Consider the following 16,795-nt stretch of genomic DNA (forward strand, 5'->3'; position numbering starts at 1 on the left):
CTCAATGGTAGTGGCCTCCTGTCGGGCGTCGAAGCGCCTCCGGGTCGAATTCATCGGGGAGCCAGTAGCTGCCGCGGTGCTGTGCGGTCATGTTGTCGTGTTCGAGTGCGTCACCGTGACCGGAGGCGATGTCGGCGATGCTGAACAACGATTCGTTGCCGGGGGTGAAGTAGGAGCTGTGATCCTTCAGCGGGAAGGTCAGTCCCGGTGCCTCGGCCTTGAACCGCGTCGAACCCCAGCCTTCGACGGCCGGGTCGCTACCGAGGCCCACGGTGACTCCGGTTCCGGGCAGGTGCCCCTGGATGCCGCCGAAGTGGGTGATCGGGTCCGTGGACGCGGCGCCCACATAGACGTGTCCGCCTTCGGGGAGGTGGAAGAAACCGGCGTTGCGGGCCAGGTCCGTTCCCGGACAGCCCACGAGGACAATGTCATTGGCGTGCATCCCGGATCCCGCCGCGGCGTCGGCCACCGTCGTGGAGCCATAGGAATGACCCACGACGGTGACATGTGAGTTTCCCGGTTGGTGCGTGACGCCGAGCGCATTGACGTCCCCCGCCAGCAGGCCGCCCCCGTTTCTGGCGAGGGTCGTCTGCCCGATCTGGGGGTCGAGCGCGCTGTCGGGGGCGTGATAACCCATCCACACCAGAACCGAATTCGATTTGTTGGGATCGGCTCGTTGAGCCTCGTTGTAGATGTTTCGTCCATCCGTGTGACTCAGATAGCCGTCACGCACGCTGCTGCCCGTGCCCGGTACGAGCACGGTGGTGTTGTCGGCCTTGTCGGGGTTGCCGATGGCGATGGCTTCCCTGCCGCGACCGTCGAACGCCTCGGGATCGTAGGTCTGCAGGAACACCGGGTTCTTGCTGCCATCGGGGTTCGTACCGTTCGTGTTGAGGCCGTCCTGTGTCTTGAGTGCGTTGTTGTAGCGGGTAATGGCAGACGGCGTCAGGCCGTACAACTCCGGGTGTTGGGTCACCTGGTCGACGCCGACGTGGGCGCGGTCAGCGGCGTTTTGCACGCGCGCGATGTCGTCGTTCATGACCGCCCGGTTGACCGTGTCGCGGTTTTCGGTCTCAATGCCGTTGAGGTTTCCCAACTCTGGCGGGTGCTGCGCGAGCAATTGATCACGCTGTTGCTGGCTGAGGGAATCCCACCACCGCTTGACGTCTTCGGGTTTGGTGTTCGGCGGCGGGATCTGAATCTGTTCGGGTTTGTCCTGCGCGTCCACCGGCTCGAGAGGCTTGGGGTCATATCCGTCGGCGCGCAGATTTCCCAGCGAGTTCTGCAGCGTGGCCGAATAGCCGTTGCGTATCGCGGTCAGCTGGTTGAGCGCCTCTTTGGTGTCGTTGACCGCGCCCGTCTTGATGGCATCGATGAGCGCATGGAGTTCTCGCTGGCTCTGCGCGTCGGGGTAGTCTCGCAGATCCTGCTCCGCCAGATCGATCAGGTGGTCGAGCTGTTCCAATTGGCTTTCCAATTGGGCGATTTCGCGGGCTCCGGCCTGTTGCGCGTCGGCCAACGAGGCGGCGATATTTTCCAGGTCGGCGCCGATCTTGGGCAGCTGTTCAGACTGCGCGCCAAGCGATTTGACGGTGCGCTGCACCTCAGCGGAGTCGTTGATCGGGCTGCCGCCGCCCTGGTGATTCCACGCGGCGTTGAAGCGTTGCTGCGCCTGCGCGAATGCGTGGTCGGCCTCGGCCGTGTGGCGGCCCGCCCCATGGAAGGCCTCCGCCAGACGCGCGATCTGGGCGGGGCTACCGGCCTGCAGGGTTCGGTTGATCGCCCACGGGTCGCCACCGGCCCCCGCGATCAGCTCCCCGATGGACAGATGCTTCAGCTGCATCGCGTCCCCATACCGCGCACGGGAAAAAGATTACCGCCGCCAGATTGTCGATCAATTCACTTTTGCCGCCCGGCACCTGCGACCGGAGTCGCATCGACGGTCTTGGCCGCAACCGCACGACCTATGTACCAAGGGATTTCGCCCCGAAGCCGGTAGGCTTTATGGACGGTCAACCTCACCACGGCTTTGCGGGACGCGACCGTGAAACGTTCGTAATAGTCAGCGCGACACCGCAATCCGACATAGGACACCCTCCCGGCGGACTTGGGGTTGGAGGAAGCGCCGAGAGGGTGCCTGCTTTTGGCGATGGTGGTGATTCACCTGGCGCGGGTGTCGCCTTCCACTACGAATGAGAGCCGATCGACGAAGGCGAGATCGTCGGCGAGCTTTTCGAGCAACTCGGCGGCGCGAGCCTGTCGGACACCGGCCAGGCGAACCCGCGCGGCCTCGGCCCACTCGCGGGCAGTGGTGAGTGCGGTGCGGCATTCGCGCAGCGCGCCGAGAGCGTCGGGAGAACCAGCCATGATCGCCCCCCTGGGTGATGCTGTGCTGGATGGATTCCCCCCGGTACGCCCGCCGACACGGGCTTGACCGAATTGTTACAACTTGTCTCGTATAAATTGCGCACGTGTCGCACAACGGGCGTCGGCAGCGAGCGCGAGCCATCCACGGCGCCCCGGAAACCTGTGGTGGCAGGTACAGGATTCGAACCTGTGAAGCTTTCGCGACGGATTTACAGTCCGCTCCCATTGGCCGCTCGGGCAACCTGCCGCCAGACAGGTTACAACGAGCGAGTAGACAAAGCACAAACGCCTATCACCGGATGAAGGGACGGAATGCATGGCGGACTCATCGTTCGACATCGTCAGCAAAGTGGATCGCCAGGAGGTCGACAACGCGCTCAACCAGGCCGCCAAGGAGCTGGCCACCCGCTTCGACTTCCGCGGTACCGACACCACGATCGCCTGGAAGGGCGACGAGGCTATCGAGCTGACGTCGTCCACCGAGGAACGCGTCAAGGCGGCCGTCGACGTCTTCAAAGAGAAGCTGATCCGCCGCGACATCTCGATGAAGGCCTTTGACGCCGGCGAACCGCAGGCCTCGGGCAAGACCTACAAGATCAACGGCTCCCTCAAGCAGGGCATCAGCAGCGAGAACGCCAAGAAGATCACCAAGCTGATCCGCGATGACGGCCCCAAATCCGTCAAGACGCAGATCCAGGGTGAGGAAATCCGGGTCACCAGCAAAAAGCGTGACGACCTGCAGGCCGTCCAAGCGCTGCTCAAGCAGGCCGACCTGGACGTGGCGCTGCAGTTCGTCAACTACCGCTGACGGGGCGGGCGCGCGCCGGTGTGAGGCGGTTTCGCGGGTTCCTAGCCCGACCAACCGGTGGGTCTCTAGGCTAGTGACGAGTCCCACGATGTGAGCGAGGTTCGCGATGACCGTGAGTCCCCAGCAAGCCGCAGACGGTGATGCGACCGAGGCCGGGTACACCGACGTGATCATCGTCGGTGCCGGCATCTCCGGCATCGACGCGGCCTACCGGATCACCGAGCGCAATCCGCAGCTGACGTACACCGTGCTGGAGCGGCGCGCGCAGATCGGCGGGACGTGGGACCTGTTCCGCTACCCCGGGGTGCGCTCGGACAGCAGCATCTTCACCCTGTCGTTCCCGTTCGAACCGTGGACCCGGAAAGAGGGCGTGGCCGACGGCGTGCACATCCGCCAGTACCTGGAAGCCACCGCGCGCAAGTACGGCATCGATCGGCACATCCGGTTCAACAGCTATGTCCGCTCGGCCGACTGGGACTCCGCCACCGACACTTGGACCGTCACCGTCGAGCAGGACGGGGCGCGCAAGCTCTACCGCGGGCGCTTCGTGTTCTTCGGCAGCGGCTACTACAACTACGACGAGGGCTACACGCCCGACTTCCCGGGCATCGAAGAGTTCAAGGGCACCGTGGTGCACCCCCAGCACTGGCCCGAAGACCTGGACTACACGGGCAAGAAGGTGGTGGTGATCGGCAGCGGGGCGACCGCCGTCACGCTGCTGCCCTCGTTGTCGGACCGCGCCGCCAAAGTCACCATGCTGCAGCGCTCGCCGACCTACCTCATTTCGGCGTCCAAGTACGGCACCGTCGCCGCCGTTTCCCGAAAGCTGTTGCCCCGCAAGCCCGCCCATCTCGTCGTGCGCATGTACAGCGCCCTGACCGAGGCGGTGTTCTTCGCGTTGTCGCGCAAGGCGCCGGGGTTCGTGCGCTGGCTGCTGCGGCGCAAGGCGATCAGCAGCCTGCCCCCCGGCTACGACGTCGACACCCACTTCAAGCCGCGCTACAACCCGTGGGATCAGCGGATGTGCCTGATCCCCGACGCCGACCTGTACAACGCCATCGCCGCGGGATCCGCCGAGGTGGTCACCGACCACATCGACCACTTCGACGCGACCGGGATCGCGCTCAAGTCCGGCGGACACCTCGACGCCGACATCATCGTCACCGCCACCGGGCTGCAGCTGCAGGCGCTGGGCGGGACCGCGATCAGCCTGGACGGCAACGAAATCAAGACCAGCGACCGCTTCGTCTACAAGGCGCACATGCTCGAAGACGTGCCCAACCTGTTCTGGTGTGTCGGCTACACCAATGCGTCGTGGACGCTGCGCGCCGACATCACCGCACGAGCGACCGCAAAACTCATGGAGCACATGGCCTCTCACGGCTACACCCACGCCGCCCCGCATCGCGGTAACGAGCCGATGACCGAGAAGCCCTCGTGGGACATCAACGCCGGCTACGTGCTGCGCTCGGTGCACATGCTGCCGAAGTCGGGCACCAAGCGGCCATGGAACGTGCGGCAGAACTACCTGGCCGACGCCCTCGACTACCGCTTCGACCGCATCGAGGAGGCGATGGTGTTCGGCCGGGTCGACGACCGCGCGCCGCTGGCGGGCTAGCGGCGCCGCGCGTGGACGGGTGTTCGTGAACTGCTACTAAATCGCAGATGTCCGCAATACGCTGATCGCCATGGCATCTGAGAAGCGCGAACCCAAAGTCGTTGTCCTCGGTGGCGGTTCCTGGGGCACCACCGTGGCATCAATCTGCGCGCGTCGCGGGCCGACGCTGCAGTGGGTGCGCTCCGAGGAGACGGCCACCGACATCAACGACAACCACCGCAACAGCCGCTACCTCGGCAACGACGTCGTGCTCAGTGACACCCTGCGCGCCACCACCGACTTCGCCGAGGCGGCGAACTCCGCCGACGTCGTCGTCATGGGCGTTCCCTCGCACGGCTTTCGGGGGGTGCTGAGCGAGCTGGCCAAAGAACTGCGGCCGTGGGTGCCGGTGGTGTCGCTGGTCAAGGGGCTCGAGCAGGGCACCAACATGCGGATGTCGCAGATCATCGAGGAGACGCTGCCCGGCCACCCCGCGGGCATCCTGGCCGGTCCGAACATCGCGCGCGAGGTGGGCGAGGGCTACGCCGCCGCGGCGGTGCTGGCGATGCCGGACCAGCACCTGGCGACCCGGCTCTCGGGCCTGTTCCGCACCCGCCGCTTCCGCGTGTACACCACCGACGACGTCATCGGGGTGGAGATGGCCGGGGCGCTGAAGAACGTCTACGCCATCTCGGTCGGGATGGGCTATTCCCTGGGCATCGGGGAGAACACCCGCGCGCTGGTGATCGCCCGCGCGCTGCGCGAGATGACCAAGCTGGGGGTGGCCCTGGGCGGCAATCCCGAGACGTTCCCGGGCCTGGCCGGCCTCGGCGACCTCATCGTCACCTGCACCAGCCAGCGCAGCCGTAACCGGCACGTCGGTGAGCAACTGGGGGCGGGCAAGCCCATCGACGAGATCATCGCCTCGATGAACCAGGTCGCCGAGGGCGTCAAGGCCGCCAGCGTGATCATGGAGTTTGCCAACGAATTCGGCCTCACCATGCCGATCGCCCGCGAGGTCGACGCCGTGATCAACCACGGCTCGTCCGTCGAGCAGGCCTACCGGGGCCTGATCGCCGAGGTTCCCGGCCACGAGGTGCACGGTTCCGGCTTCTGAACTGGTCGTTCAGGGCTGGCCGAATTCAAATCTTTGCATTCTCTATGGGCGCGGCCCTTCGGCTTGACCGGTCTTTGCCAGCAAAATACCGTCGATCCAGGCGGCCAGCGGTATCCGGGCGCGATCCTGCGGGTCGGCCCGGCGTAATCGTTTGTACGCCAGCGCGTTACGAAGAGGTAATGAGCGCAAGGTGGGGCGGATATCCGAACACCCCCCGCTAACTCCTACCGAGGGACGCGACCGGTGCACAACGTTGAACAGTCGGGTGAAAAGACCCGTGAACGTCGGCTGACAGAATCGCGCGTCGATCGGCTGCGCGGCATCATCCGCCACGACCTACCGTCATCGCTCGTCGTTTTCCTGGTCGCGCTGCCGCTGTCGCTGGGGATCGCGATCGCTTCGGGCGCCCCGGTGCTCGCCGGCCTGATCGCCGCGATCGTCGGCGGCATCATCGTCGGCTCGCTGGGCGGATCCCCGCTGCAGGTCAGTGGCCCCGCCGCCGGGCTGACCGTCGTCGTCGCGGACCTGGTGTCCGACTTCGGTTGGGGCATAACGTGTTTGATCACCGTTGCCGCCGGAGTCGTGCAGGTGCTGCTGGGGCTGAGCCGGGTGGCGCGCGCGGCCCTGGCGATCTCACCGGTGGTCGTGCACGCCATGCTGGCCGGCATCGGGATCACGATCGCCCTGCAGCAGGCGCACGTGCTGCTCGGCGGGAAATCCAAGAGCAGCGCCTGGCACAACCTCATCGGGCTGCCGGGTCAGATCATCGGTGCGCACCGTCCGGGGGTGATCCTGGGCGTGCTGGTGATCGCCATCCTGGTGGGGTGGCGATGGGTTCCCGCCACATTGCGCCGCATTCCGGGTCCCCTGGTCGCCATCGTGGGGGTGACGGTGATTTCGGTGGTCTTCAAATTCCACGTGCGCCGGATCGACCTCGAGGGGTCACCGCTGGACGCGCTGCGGTTGCCGGAGCTTCCCCACGGCAACTGGGGCGCGGTCGCGATCGGGGTGATCACGGTGGCGCTCATCGCCAGCGTCGAGAGCCTGCTGTCGGCGGTGTCGGTCGACCGGATGCACAACGGGCCGCGCACCGACTTCAACCGCGAGTTGGTGGGGCAAGGAGCCGCCAACATCGTGTCGGGCACCATCGGTGGGCTCCCGGTGACCGGCGTCATCGTCCGTAGCTCGACAAATGTCAACGCGGGCGCCAAGTCTCGCGCCTCGGCGATCATGCACGGTGTCTGGATCCTGCTGTTCACCATCCCGTTCGCCGGGCTGGTCGAGGAGATCCCCACCGCCGCGCTGGCCGGTCTGCTCATCGTCATCGGTATCCAATTGCTCAAGCCGGCGCACATCGAGACCGCCATGAAGCACGGCGATCTGGCGGTCTACGTCGTGACGGCCGTCAGCGTCATCTTCCTCAACCTGCTGCACGGCGTCATGATCGGGCTCGCGCTGGCCATCGCGCTGACCGGATGGCGGGTGATCCGGGCCAAGATCGAAGCCGCGCCGTCCGACGACGGGTGGCGGGTGAGCATCGAGGGCGCGGCGTGCACCTTCCTGGCGCTGCCGCGGCTGACGCGGTTGCTGGCGTCGATTCCGCAGGGCACGACGGCGACGGTGAGCATTGCGGTCCACTACCTCGATCACGCCGCCCACCAAACGATCACCGATTGGCAGCAACAGCACGAGGCGACGGGCGGGACGGTGCACATCGAGGGCGTGACCGACACGGGCCGGCGCGACGCGCACCAACCCCTGATCGAAGCCGAAAGGCCCGGCGCCGCAGCGTAATTGGCCTCCGCGCGGCCCGGTCAGTCGACGTCGATGCGGATGTGCAGCCGCTTGCCGCACACCTGCGCCAACCGTTGCAGCTCGTCGACACGGGGCACCTCGGTGCCGTCCTCCCACGCGGCGACAGCCTCGTGGGAGATGCCAAGCGCCTCGGCCAGCTGGGCCTGGTTCATCCCCGCACCGGCGCGTGTTTCGAAGATCAAGTCGGGCAGGTCTAACGCCAGGCCGGCTTCGTGAATGTCTATCGAGTTGGGTTCAGTCATCGCCAATCACCATCCAATTCCGATGGTACGTGGGTCTGGGCCTACCGCCCGGCCATTTGCTCCAGCCGGCGGATGCGGTCCTCGATCGGCGGGTGCGTCGAAAACAGCGACCCGATCCGCTCGCCCGCGCGAAACGGGTTGGCGATCATCAGGTGGGCCTGGCTGGCCAGCTGGGGCTCCGGCGGCAGCGGGGCCGCCTGCACCCCGCCGGAAATCTTGCGCAGGGCCGACGCCAGGGCCAGCGGGTCACCGGTCAGCACCGCGCCCGATTCGTCCGCCTGGTATTCGCGTGATCGCGACACCGCCAACCGCACCACCGTCGCGGCGATCGGTCCGAGCAACGAAACCAGCAGCAGCGCAAAGGGATTCTCGCCGTCGCGATCGTTACCGCCGAACATGCCGGCGATCATGGCTATGTTGGCCAGCGCGGTGATCACCGAGGCCAGCGCGCCGGCGATGCACGAGATCAGGATGTCGCGGTTGTAGACGTGCGAAAGTTCGTGTCCCAGTACGGCGCGCAGCTCGCGCTCGGTGAGGATGCCCAGAATGCCGGTGGTGCAGCAGACCGCCGCGTTGCGGGGGTTGCGTCCGGTCGCGAATGCGTTGGGCGCGTTGGTGTCGCTGATGTACAACCGGGGCATCGGCTGGTGCGCGGCGGTCGCCAGCTCGCGCACGATCCGGTACATCGCCGGCGCCTGCACCTCCGACACCGGCTGCGCGTGCATCGCCCGCAACGCCAGCTTGTCGCTGTTGTAGTAGGTGTAGACGTTCATCCCGATGGCGAACAACACCGCGAGGAACATCGCGGTCCTGCCGAACAGCGAGCCGACGAACACGATCAACGCGGACATGCCAACCAACAACGCGAACGTCTTGAACGTGTTGTGATGCGGATGCCAGGTCATCGGTGTCTCCTTGCGAACACTCGGGTGCGCGTTATTGCCGATTACAGCTCATTGAACGCCCGAGGCGGCCCCGTTGGTTCCACGGCGCGGTTGCGGGCGCCGCCAGCCGAAGGGTGGCAACCCGCTTCTAACCGTGCCGGCTGATGGTGTAGTCGACCAGGGTCTGCAACGCGTGCCGGCCCGGGACGTCGGGCAGCAGGGCCAGCTCCCGGCGCGCCTGGTCCGCGTATTCCTGGAGCGACTGCTTGGCCTTGGTCATGCCGGGCGACGCCCGCAAGAGACCCAGCGCCTCGGCCACCGCGTCGTCGTCGTCGATCGGCCCGACCAGCAGTTCGCGCAGCCGCGCCGCCTCGGGCCCGGGTTCGCGCAGCGCGTAGACCATCGGCAAGGTGTGCACGCCTTCGCGCACGTCGGTGCCGGGCAGCTTGCCGGACTCGTGGGAATCGCTGTCGATGTCGATGATGTCGTCGGAGATCTGGAACGCGGTGCCCACGATGCCGCCGAGGCGGCTCAGCCGCTCCACGTGATCGGCGTCGGCACCCGAGAACATCGCGCCGAACCGGCCCGCCGCGGCGATCAGGCATGCGGTCTTCTCGTACACCACCTTCAGGTAGTGCTCGATCGGGTCGGATCCCGCCACGAACCCGCGGGTCTCGCGCATCTGACCGGTCACCAGCTGGGCGAAGGTCTCGGCGATCAGCCGCACCGCCTCGGGACCCAGCCGCGACACCAACCGGGATGCCGTGGCGAACAGATAGTCCCCGGCCAGGATGGCGACGTTGTTGCCCCAGCGCACGTTCGCGGTGGGTGTGCCGCGGCGCACCTCCGCCTCGTCCATCACGTCGTCGTGGTACAGCGTGGCCAGGTGCACCAGTTCGATGACGGCGCCGGCGATGGTCACGTCCGCGCTGTCCGGGTTGGGCCCGATCTGCGCCGACAGCACGGTGAACAGGGGCCGGAACCGCTTGCCGCCGGCCTTGAACAGATGGGTCAGCGACTCGGTCATGATGTCGTCGGCGCTGCGAAATTCCGCCTCCATGAGCTGCTCGATCCGCCCCACGCCGTCGCGTACGGTCGCCGCGAAAGCCGGGTCGCCGAAGTCAACGCCCGCCACCACCGTCGCCGGAGTACTCACGGGACCAAACATACTGGTGTGCATGAAGACGGGAGCGACCCGAGGCCTCAAGGCCCAAGTGGTGGTCGTGGGCGCAGGGCCCGCCGGGTCGGCGGCGGCGGCGTGGGCCGCCCGCGCGGGCTATGAGGTGCTGGTCGTCGATGCGGCGAGCTTTCCCCGCGACAAGGCCTGCGGCGACGGGCTGACCCCGCGCGCGGTCGCCGAGCTGGAACGCCTGGGGCTGCGGGACTGGCTGGACACCCGGATCCGGCATCGGGGGCTGCGGATGAGCGGGTTCGGCGGCGAGGTGGAAGTCGACTGGCCGGGTCCGTCGTTCCCGTCGACCGGCAGCGCGGTGGCCCGCTTCGAGCTGGACGACCGCATCCGCAAAGTCGCCGAAGACTCCGGGGCGCGGATGCTGCTTGGGACCAAGGTTGTTGCCGCACAACATGATTCGTCAGGCCGCGCGACGTCGGTGACGCTGGCCGACGGCACCGAGGTGGGCTGCGGGCAGCTGATCGTGGCCGACGGGGCCCGGTCGCCGCTGGGCCGCAAGCTCGGCCGACGCTGGCACCAGGACACGGTGTACGGCGTCGCCGCCCGGGGGTATCTGACCACCGCGCGCGCCGACGACCCCTGGCTGACGTCGCATCTGGAACTGCGTGGACCCGACGGCGCCAAGGACACCGTGCTGCCGGGCTATGGCTGGATCTTCCCGCTGGGCAACGGCGAGGTGAACATCGGCGTCGGCGCGTTGTCGACGTCGAAACGGCCCGCCGACCTGGCGCTGCGTCCGCTGATCGACTACTACACCGACCTGCGCCGCGACGAGTGGGGATTCACCGGCCGGCCCCGCGCGGTGGCCTCGGCGCTGCTGCCGATGGGCGGCGCGGTGTCGGGGGTCGCCGGTGCCAACTGGATGCTCATCGGTGACGCCGCGGCCTGCGTCAACCCGCTCAACGGCGAAGGCATCGACTACGGGCTCGAGACCGGGCGGTTGGCGGCGGCGCTGCTGGAGTGCGCCGACCTGTCGCAGGTGTGGCCGTCGCTGCTGCAGCAGCACTACGGTCGCGGCTTCTCCGTCGCGCGCCGGCTGGCGCTGCTGCTGACGTTTCGGCGGTTTCTGCCGTCGACCGGGCCGATCGCCATGCGCTCGACGACGCTGATGACCATCGCCGTGCGGGTGATGGCCAACCTGGTCACCGACGACGACGCGGACTGGGTGGCCCGCGCCTGGCGCGGCGGCGGGCGGCTGTCGCGGCTGCTCGACCGCCGCACCCCGTTCAGCTGACCGAGGGTGCGTATCGCCGCTGGTCGGCGGCCTGGCCGCGGTGCGCCGGGGCGGCGATCGGCGATTGACTTTCGTCCGCGCACCCGCAGCGAGGCGTGTATAGTCCAGCTAATGAAGGGAACGAGGCTGGCTACTATCGGAGCCGCTGCCGCCGCCGCTGCTGCTGCTATCGCGCTGGCCGGGCCGGCGCAGCTTTCCGCGCCCGCGCAGGCCGACCCGCCGCCGACGGCGCCATACCCGACACCGCGCACACCGTCGCCCCCGAGCGACTACGACGCGCCGTTCAAGAACACCGTCAACGGCTTCGGCATCTACCAGCCGCAGGACCAGTTGGCGTGGCTGGGCAAGATCACCTGCGAGCGCATCGGCAGGGGCGTGGACGGCGACGCGTACAAGTCGGCCACGTTCATCCAGCGCAACCTGCCCCGCGGCACCACTCAGGGCCAGGCGTTCCAGTTCCTCGGTGCCGCGGTCGATCACTACTGCCCCGACCAGGTCGGCTTCGTGCAGGCCGCCGGCAATCACTAGGACTTTTCAGCCCACCGGCTTGTAGCCGGCGTGTAGCGCGACGATGCCGCCGGTCAGATTGCGCCAGCGCACCCCCGACCAGCCGGCCCGGGCGATCTGCTGCGCCAACCCCGCCTGATCCGGCCACGCCCGAATCGACTCCGCGAGATACACGTACGCGTCGGGATTGCTCGACACCGCCCGGGCCACCCGCGGCAGCGCGCGCATCAGGTACTCCTTGTACACGGTCGCGAACAGCCCATTGGTGGGCGTGGAGAACTCGCACACCACCAACCGCCCGCCCGGACGCGTGACGCGGGCCATCTCGCGCAGCGCGGCCTGGGTGTCGACGACGTTGCGCAGCCCGAAACTGATTGTCACGGCGTCGAATACGTCGTCGCCGAACGGCAGCCTGGTGGCGTCGCCGGCGACCTTCGGCACGTGGCGCGCGGCCCCGGCCGCCAGCATGCCGACCGAGAAATCGGCGGCCACACACCACGCCCCGGACTTCTGAAGCTCCACGGTGGAGACCGCGGTGCCCGCGGCGAGGTCCAGCACCTTCTGGCCGGCGCCGATGGCCAGCGCCGTCCGGGTGGCCTTGCGCCAGTACCGGTCCTGGCCCATCGACAGCACGGTGTTGGTCAGGTCGTACCGGCGCGCGACGCCGTCGAACATCGACGCGACGTCCCGGGGGTCCTTGTCCAGCTCCGCGCGACTCACCAGAGAGACGCTACCTGCTCGGGGAATGAGGTGACGCCGCCGGCGTTGTATGGGGGGCGTGACAGAAAAAGTGTGGTTTATCACCGGGACATCGCGGGGTTTTGGACGGGCGTGGACGATCGCGGCGCTCGAGCGCGGCGACAAGGTCGCCGCCACCGCGCGCAACACCGCCGCGCTGGACGACCTGGCGCGCAAGTACGGCGACGCGCTGCTGCCGATCCGGCTGGACGTGACCGACCGGGCGGCGGACTTCGCGGCGGTCAAGGGAGCGCACGACCACTTCGGCCGCCTCGACATCGTGGTGAACAATGCCGGCTACGGCCAATTCGGGTTCGTCGAGGAGCTTTCCGAGCAGGACGCCCGCGATCAGATCGAAACCAATGTGTTTGGGGCGCTGTGGATCACGCAGGCGGCATTGCCGTATCTGCGCGAGCAGCGCAGCGGCCACATCATCCAGGTGTCCTCGATCGGGGGCATCACCGCCTTCCCGTTGGTCGGCATGTACCACGCGTCGAAGTGGGCGCTGGAGGGCTTCTCGCAGGCGCTGGCCCAGGAGGTTGCGCCGTTCGGTGTACACGTCACGCTGATCGAGCCGGGCGGTTTCGACACCGACTGGGCCGGGGACTCAGCCAAGCACGCCGATCCGATTGCGGCCTACGACGACGTCCGCGCCGCCGTGCAGGCCGAGCGCAGCCGCCGGTGGGCCAGCCCGGGTGACCCGTCGGCGTCCGCGGCCGCCCTGCTCAAGGTGGTCGACGCCGAAAAGCCGCCGCTGCGAGTCTTTTTCGGCGCTTCCCCGTTGGAAACCGCCAAGGCCGACTACGAGAGCCGGCTGCGCAACTGGGAGGAATGGCAGCCCGTCGCGGAGCTGGCGCAGGGCTAGCCGCGCGCTACTCCCCCTGCGCGTGACGGGTGGACAGCAACTGGCGCCGGGCAAACGGTGACAGCACCGCCTCGTAGTGGCCGAGGAGCTCGTCGCAGATGACCGGCCAGCTCCGGCCGACCACGGTGCGCCGGGCGGCCCGGGCGTAGCGCGGCCGCTCGGCGATCAGGTGTGCGACCGCGTCGGGCAACCGGGGCTCGAACTCGTTGACGGCCAACAACAGACCGGTACGCCACGGGGTGACGAGGTCACGTGGGCCGCCGGCGTCGGGGGCGATCACCGGCAACCCCGACGCCAGCGCTTCTTGCACGACCTGACAAAACGTCTCGTGCTCACCGGGATGCACGAACACGTCCATGCTGGCGTACGCCGCGGCGAGTTCGTCGCCGTAGAGCGCACCCGTGAAAACCGCTGTCGGCATTGCCGATTGCAGCTTCGCGCGGTCGACACCATCGCCGACGATGACCAGCTGAACCGCGTCGTTGGCGGCCAGCCCGGCCAGGCGCTCGACGTGTTTCTCCGGCGCGAGCCGGCCCACGAATCCGACGATGGGCTTGCCCCGCGGCGACCAGTGCTGGCGGAGCGCCTCGCTGCGCGCGGACGGCGCGAACCGCAGCACGTCGACACCGCGCGCCCACCGGTGCACACGTGGAAAGCGATGCGCGACAAGCGCTTCCATCGTCACACTGGACGGCGCCAGGGTGCGGTCGGCAAGGCCGTGCAGGTGCCGGAACCAGGCCCGCGCGGCCCGCGCGGTCATCGGGATGCCGTAGCTCGCCGCGAAGCCCGGCACGTCGGTCTGATACACCGCCACCGTCGGCACCCCGAGCCACCGCGCCGCGCGCAGCCCGCCGTAACCCAGCAGCGCCGGGGACGCCAGGTGCACCACGTGCGGATCGAATCCACGCAACACCTTCACCAGCCGTGGGGTGGGCACCCCGAGCGGCAGGCTGGTCACCTTCGGGAACATCCGCGACGGCACGCGGTGGACGCGGATGCCGTCGTAGATGCGGTCGGCCGGGGGCCGGCCCGGGGGCGTGTCGGGGGCGATGACGAGGGCTTCGTGACCCGTCCGGCGCAGATGCTCGAGCACCCGGATCACCGAGTTGCTGACACCGTTGACCTCGGGGAGGAAGGATTCCGCGACGATGGCAACGCGCACATCACTACCGTGTCAGCATCGACTGTCGACAAGGTTGCCTGGGGGCATACGTCACGCGAAATTTGCAGGTCCGGCACCGTCGGCGACCGGGCTGTGCGGTTGATCACGGGGCGCGTCGCGCCGGTCGAGCCGCTTGTCCAGCAGCGCCAGCGCGACCAGGATTGCGGCCGCGGCCAGCCAGCCCACCACCGCGATGGAGCCGGCCGGGATGATCGCCAGTCCGGCATTGCGGTGTTGCACGCGCACCAGGTTCGGATCGTTCTTGTTGTACTCGACGTAAATCCGCATCCCGGTGGCCAGATGGGACGGATAGAGCACACCGAGCTCGGGTCGATAGGTGACCCGCTCGGGGGTGACGAATTCGATGGTGGAGCGCCGCGGCCCGGCGCTGAGCACCTCGGCCTGCGCGACGCCCATGTTGTGGGTGATCGCAAGGTCGTCGCGCCAGGCGCCGGCCACCAGCAACAGCGACTGCAAGGTGACCAGGCCGATGACGATCAGCACCGCGATCCGGGCCCACCGCAACACAATCCGGGCGCGTGTTTTCGGCGGCTCATCACTGCGCCCATGAATCAGTATGCGCAGCAGCACCTTTGGAGGTATCGCCATCTACAGCGCGGCCTTGATGGCGGCGTGCAGTTGCCGCAGCGACGACCGGTCGGCCTTGACCTCCAGCACCCGCATCCCCGGTCCGGGTTCGTCGAGGGCCGCCGGCAGGTCGCCGACCTCGATCTGGCGGCTCTCGACGTGATAGGCGCGACACAGCGCGCCCACGTCGACGTCGTGCGGGGTTCCGAAAACCCGTGAGGACACGTCGGAGAATCGCGGGTCACCCTGCTCGAGCAGTTCGAAGATGCCCCCGCCGTTGTCGTTGGAGACCACGATCGTCAGGTGGCGCGGCGTGGGCTCGGTGGGCCCGATCAGCAGGCCGGAGCTGTCGTGCACGAAGGTCAGGTCGCCGATCAGCGCGACCGTGCGCGCCGGGCCGTCCGGCCCACCCTCCCGCTCGTGGGCGAGAGCCGCGCCGATCGCCGTGGAGACCGTGCCGTCGATGCCGGCGACGCCGCGGTTGGACCGCACCCGGATGCCGTGGGTGTCCAGGCCGACCAGCGCGGCGTCGCGGACCGGGTTGGACGCCCCGAGGACCAGCTGATCGCCCGGCGCCAACGCGTCGGCCACGGCCGCGGCGACGTGCAGGCCGGTGGTCAGCGGGTGCGCCGCGAGCTGGCCGCGGACGGCGGCCAGGGCGTGCCGGTTGATCTGCGCGCAGCGGTCCAGCCAGGCCGGGCTTGGCGCGCCGGTGGTGACCGCCCGCGTCCCGGTGGCCTGCGAATTTCCCGAGACGTCCGGCCAGCGCGGCCCGGTGGTCAGCGCGAACACCGGCACCTTCGGGTCGGCCAGCAACGCCGACACCGGCCGGTGCAGGGTGGGCCGGCCGAGCATGATCACCTGCTTGGGCCGCAGCAACGGCAGCGCCAGGGGGTGCAGCGGGTTAGCCGGGGCGGGCGCGGTCGGCTCGGCGACCGTCGGCAGCTGCGCGAGGTTGGGCTGCGCGCCCGCACCGTGCCCCGCGATGACGACCGTGTCGGGCGACAGGTCGATGTCCAGCGGCTGGTCGAAGGTGACCGGCGGGGTGTAGGTCCACGGCCGGCCGCCGGGGCGCCCCTGCGGTGTCGTCCCTTGGGGTTCGGGGTCGGGCACCAGGGGCTCGCGCAGCGGGATGTCGAACTGCACGGGCCCGGCGTTGGCGGTGCGGGACCCGGTGGCGGCCGTCAGCACCCGGCAGGTGGCCGATCGCCAGGTGGCGTTGAGCGAATCCAGCCGCTCGGGGGCGTCTTCGGCCAGGCCCAGGCTGATGGTGGCCCGCACCTGGGTGCCGAAGTAGCCCAGCTGCTCCATGGTCTGGTTGGCCCCGGTGCCCAGCAGCTCGTAGGGCCGGTTGGCCGACAGCACGATCAGCGGGACCCGGGCGTAGTTGGCCTCGATCACCGCCGGGCCGAGGTTGGCGACGGCGGTGCCGGACGTCATGGCGACGCACACCGGCGCGCCGGCGGCGATGGCCAGTCCGATCGCCAGGTAGCCGGCGGTGCGCTCGTCGATGCGGACGTGCAGGCGGACCCGGCCGGCCCGGTCGGCGTCCTGCAACGCGAAGGCCAGCGGGGCGTTGCGCGAACCGGGGCAGAGCACGACGTCGCGGACGCCGCCGCGAATCAGCTCGTCAACGACGACGCGAGCCTGTGTCGTCGAGGGGTTCACTCCTACAGGGT

General features: G+C 68.4%; 16 protein-coding genes and 1 tRNA gene. 7 read left to right on the plus strand and 10 right to left on the minus strand.

Features of this window, described 5'->3' with window-relative positions:
- Position 1: 1 nt before the first annotated feature.
- From AC5Y5B_RS01830 to AC5Y5B_RS01840, 3 genes are all read right to left on the minus strand, one after another.
- Positions 2-1,843, minus strand: coding sequence for a putative alpha/beta hydrolase (locus AC5Y5B_RS01830; protein ID WP_500003035.1), 1,842 nt, complete (start codon positions 1,841-1,843; stop codon positions 2-4).
- Positions 1,844-2,160: 317 nt separating this feature from the next.
- Positions 2,161-2,367 carry a hypothetical protein gene (locus AC5Y5B_RS01835; protein ID WP_112632296.1) on the minus strand — a complete coding sequence of 69 codons (207 nt, stop codon included), beginning with the start codon at positions 2,365-2,367 and terminating at the stop codon, positions 2,161-2,163.
- 163 nt (positions 2,368-2,530) lie between these two features.
- A tRNA-Tyr gene (locus tag AC5Y5B_RS01840) sits at positions 2,531-2,614 on the minus strand.
- Between the two features lie 69 nt (positions 2,615-2,683).
- On the opposite strand from AC5Y5B_RS01840, the gene AC5Y5B_RS01845 reads away from it, so the two are divergent.
- From AC5Y5B_RS01845 to AC5Y5B_RS01860, 4 genes are all read left to right on the plus strand, one after another.
- Complete coding sequence (locus AC5Y5B_RS01845) at positions 2,684-3,175, plus strand: YajQ family cyclic di-GMP-binding protein (protein WP_066866403.1); 492 nt, start codon at positions 2,684-2,686, stop codon at positions 3,173-3,175.
- A 106-nt stretch (positions 3,176-3,281) separates the two neighbouring features.
- Positions 3,282-4,793, plus strand: coding sequence for a flavin-containing monooxygenase (locus AC5Y5B_RS01850; RefSeq protein ID WP_112632277.1), 1,512 nt, complete (start codon positions 3,282-3,284; stop codon positions 4,791-4,793).
- 70 nt (positions 4,794-4,863) lie between these two features.
- The gene (locus AC5Y5B_RS01855; RefSeq protein WP_112632276.1) at positions 4,864-5,889 is read left to right on the plus strand and encodes an NAD(P)H-dependent glycerol-3-phosphate dehydrogenase; all 1,026 of its coding nucleotides are present in this window, start codon (positions 4,864-4,866) and stop codon (positions 5,887-5,889) included.
- 288 nt (positions 5,890-6,177) lie between these two features.
- Positions 6,178-7,683 (plus strand): SulP family inorganic anion transporter, encoded by a 1,506-nt coding sequence (locus AC5Y5B_RS01860; RefSeq protein ID WP_205869059.1) that lies wholly within the window; start codon positions 6,178-6,180, stop codon positions 7,681-7,683.
- A 20-nt stretch (positions 7,684-7,703) separates the two neighbouring features.
- Here the strand turns inward: AC5Y5B_RS01860 and AC5Y5B_RS01865 are convergent, their stop codons facing one another.
- The 3 genes from AC5Y5B_RS01865 to grcC1 form a co-directional block, all read right to left on the minus strand.
- Positions 7,704-7,946, minus strand: coding sequence for a helix-turn-helix domain-containing protein (locus tag AC5Y5B_RS01865; RefSeq protein ID WP_112632274.1), 243 nt, complete (start codon positions 7,944-7,946; stop codon positions 7,704-7,706).
- A 41-nt stretch (positions 7,947-7,987) separates the two neighbouring features.
- Positions 7,988-8,851: a zinc metalloprotease HtpX gene (gene htpX / locus AC5Y5B_RS01870; RefSeq protein ID WP_112632273.1), complete on the minus strand. Its 864-nt coding sequence runs from the start codon at positions 8,849-8,851 to the stop codon at positions 7,988-7,990.
- A 127-nt stretch (positions 8,852-8,978) separates the two neighbouring features.
- A complete protein-coding gene (gene grcC1, locus AC5Y5B_RS01875; RefSeq protein ID WP_112632272.1) occupies positions 8,979-9,986 on the minus strand; it encodes a nonaprenyl/(2E,6E)-farnesyl/geranylgeranyl diphosphat synthase in 1,008 nt (335 codons plus the stop codon).
- Between the two features lie 22 nt (positions 9,987-10,008).
- On the opposite strand from grcC1, the gene menJ reads away from it, so the two are divergent.
- On the plus strand, positions 10,009-11,256 hold the full coding sequence (gene menJ, locus AC5Y5B_RS01880; protein WP_500003054.1) for a menaquinone reductase MenJ: 1,248 nt from the start codon (positions 10,009-10,011) through the stop codon (positions 11,254-11,256).
- Positions 11,257-11,367: 111 nt separating this feature from the next.
- The gene (locus AC5Y5B_RS01885) at positions 11,368-11,784 is read left to right on the plus strand and encodes a DUF732 domain-containing protein (RefSeq protein WP_112632270.1); all 417 of its coding nucleotides are present in this window, start codon (positions 11,368-11,370) and stop codon (positions 11,782-11,784) included.
- A gap of 6 nt (positions 11,785-11,790) precedes the next feature.
- Here AC5Y5B_RS01885 and AC5Y5B_RS01890 read toward each other — a convergent pair whose 3' ends face one another.
- On the minus strand, positions 11,791-12,483 hold the full coding sequence (locus AC5Y5B_RS01890; RefSeq protein WP_500003061.1) for a demethylmenaquinone methyltransferase: 693 nt from the start codon (positions 12,481-12,483) through the stop codon (positions 11,791-11,793).
- 58 nt (positions 12,484-12,541) lie between these two features.
- On the opposite strand from AC5Y5B_RS01890, the gene AC5Y5B_RS01895 reads away from it, so the two are divergent.
- Positions 12,542-13,366: an SDR family oxidoreductase gene (locus AC5Y5B_RS01895; protein ID WP_112632347.1), complete on the plus strand. Its 825-nt coding sequence runs from the start codon at positions 12,542-12,544 to the stop codon at positions 13,364-13,366.
- Positions 13,367-13,373: 7 nt separating this feature from the next.
- On the opposite strand, the gene AC5Y5B_RS01900 is transcribed toward AC5Y5B_RS01895, so the two are convergent.
- Genes AC5Y5B_RS01900 through menD form a run of 3 tightly spaced genes read right to left on the minus strand, consistent with a single transcriptional unit; the run spans position 13,374 to position 16,784 of the window.
- The gene (locus AC5Y5B_RS01900) at positions 13,374-14,528 is read right to left on the minus strand and encodes a glycosyltransferase family 4 protein (RefSeq protein WP_500003068.1); all 1,155 of its coding nucleotides are present in this window, start codon (positions 14,526-14,528) and stop codon (positions 13,374-13,376) included.
- Positions 14,529-14,579: 51 nt separating this feature from the next.
- Positions 14,580-15,137: a DUF3592 domain-containing protein gene (locus AC5Y5B_RS01905; RefSeq protein ID WP_240631687.1), complete on the minus strand. Its 558-nt coding sequence runs from the start codon at positions 15,135-15,137 to the stop codon at positions 14,580-14,582.
- Positions 15,138-16,784, minus strand: coding sequence for a 2-succinyl-5-enolpyruvyl-6-hydroxy-3-cyclohexene-1-carboxylic-acid synthase (gene menD, locus AC5Y5B_RS01910; protein WP_112632267.1), 1,647 nt, complete (start codon positions 16,782-16,784; stop codon positions 15,138-15,140).
- Positions 16,785-16,795 lie beyond the last annotated feature (11 nt).

It is taken from the genome of Mycobacterium sp. NGS33, assembly GCF_059812885.1.

What these genes read in the sequence shown, in the direction of transcription:
- AC5Y5B_RS01830 (WP_500003035.1), bottom strand. Translation starts at nt 1,843, where the DNA reads ATGCAGCTGAAGCATCTGTCCATCGGGGAGCTGATCGCGGGGGCCGGT.
- AC5Y5B_RS01835 (WP_112632296.1), bottom strand. Translation starts at nt 2,367, where the DNA reads ATGGCTGGTTCTCCCGACGCTCTCGGCGCGCTGCGCGAATGCCGCACC.
- AC5Y5B_RS01845 (WP_066866403.1), top strand. Translation starts at nt 2,684, where the DNA reads ATGGCGGACTCATCGTTCGACATCGTCAGCAAAGTGGATCGCCAGGAG.
- AC5Y5B_RS01850 (WP_112632277.1), top strand. Translation starts at nt 3,282, where the DNA reads ATGACCGTGAGTCCCCAGCAAGCCGCAGACGGTGATGCGACCGAGGCC.
- AC5Y5B_RS01855 (WP_112632276.1), top strand. Translation starts at nt 4,864, where the DNA reads ATGGCATCTGAGAAGCGCGAACCCAAAGTCGTTGTCCTCGGTGGCGGT.
- AC5Y5B_RS01865 (WP_112632274.1), bottom strand. Translation starts at nt 7,946, where the DNA reads ATGACTGAACCCAACTCGATAGACATTCACGAAGCCGGCCTGGCGTTA.
- htpX (WP_112632273.1), bottom strand. Translation starts at nt 8,851, where the DNA reads ATGACCTGGCATCCGCATCACAACACGTTCAAGACGTTCGCGTTGTTG.
- menJ (WP_500003054.1), top strand. Translation starts at nt 10,009, where the DNA reads ATGAAGACGGGAGCGACCCGAGGCCTCAAGGCCCAAGTGGTGGTCGTG.
- AC5Y5B_RS01885 (WP_112632270.1), top strand. Translation starts at nt 11,368, where the DNA reads ATGAAGGGAACGAGGCTGGCTACTATCGGAGCCGCTGCCGCCGCCGCT.
- AC5Y5B_RS01905 (WP_240631687.1), bottom strand. Translation starts at nt 15,137, where the DNA reads ATGGCGATACCTCCAAAGGTGCTGCTGCGCATACTGATTCATGGGCGC.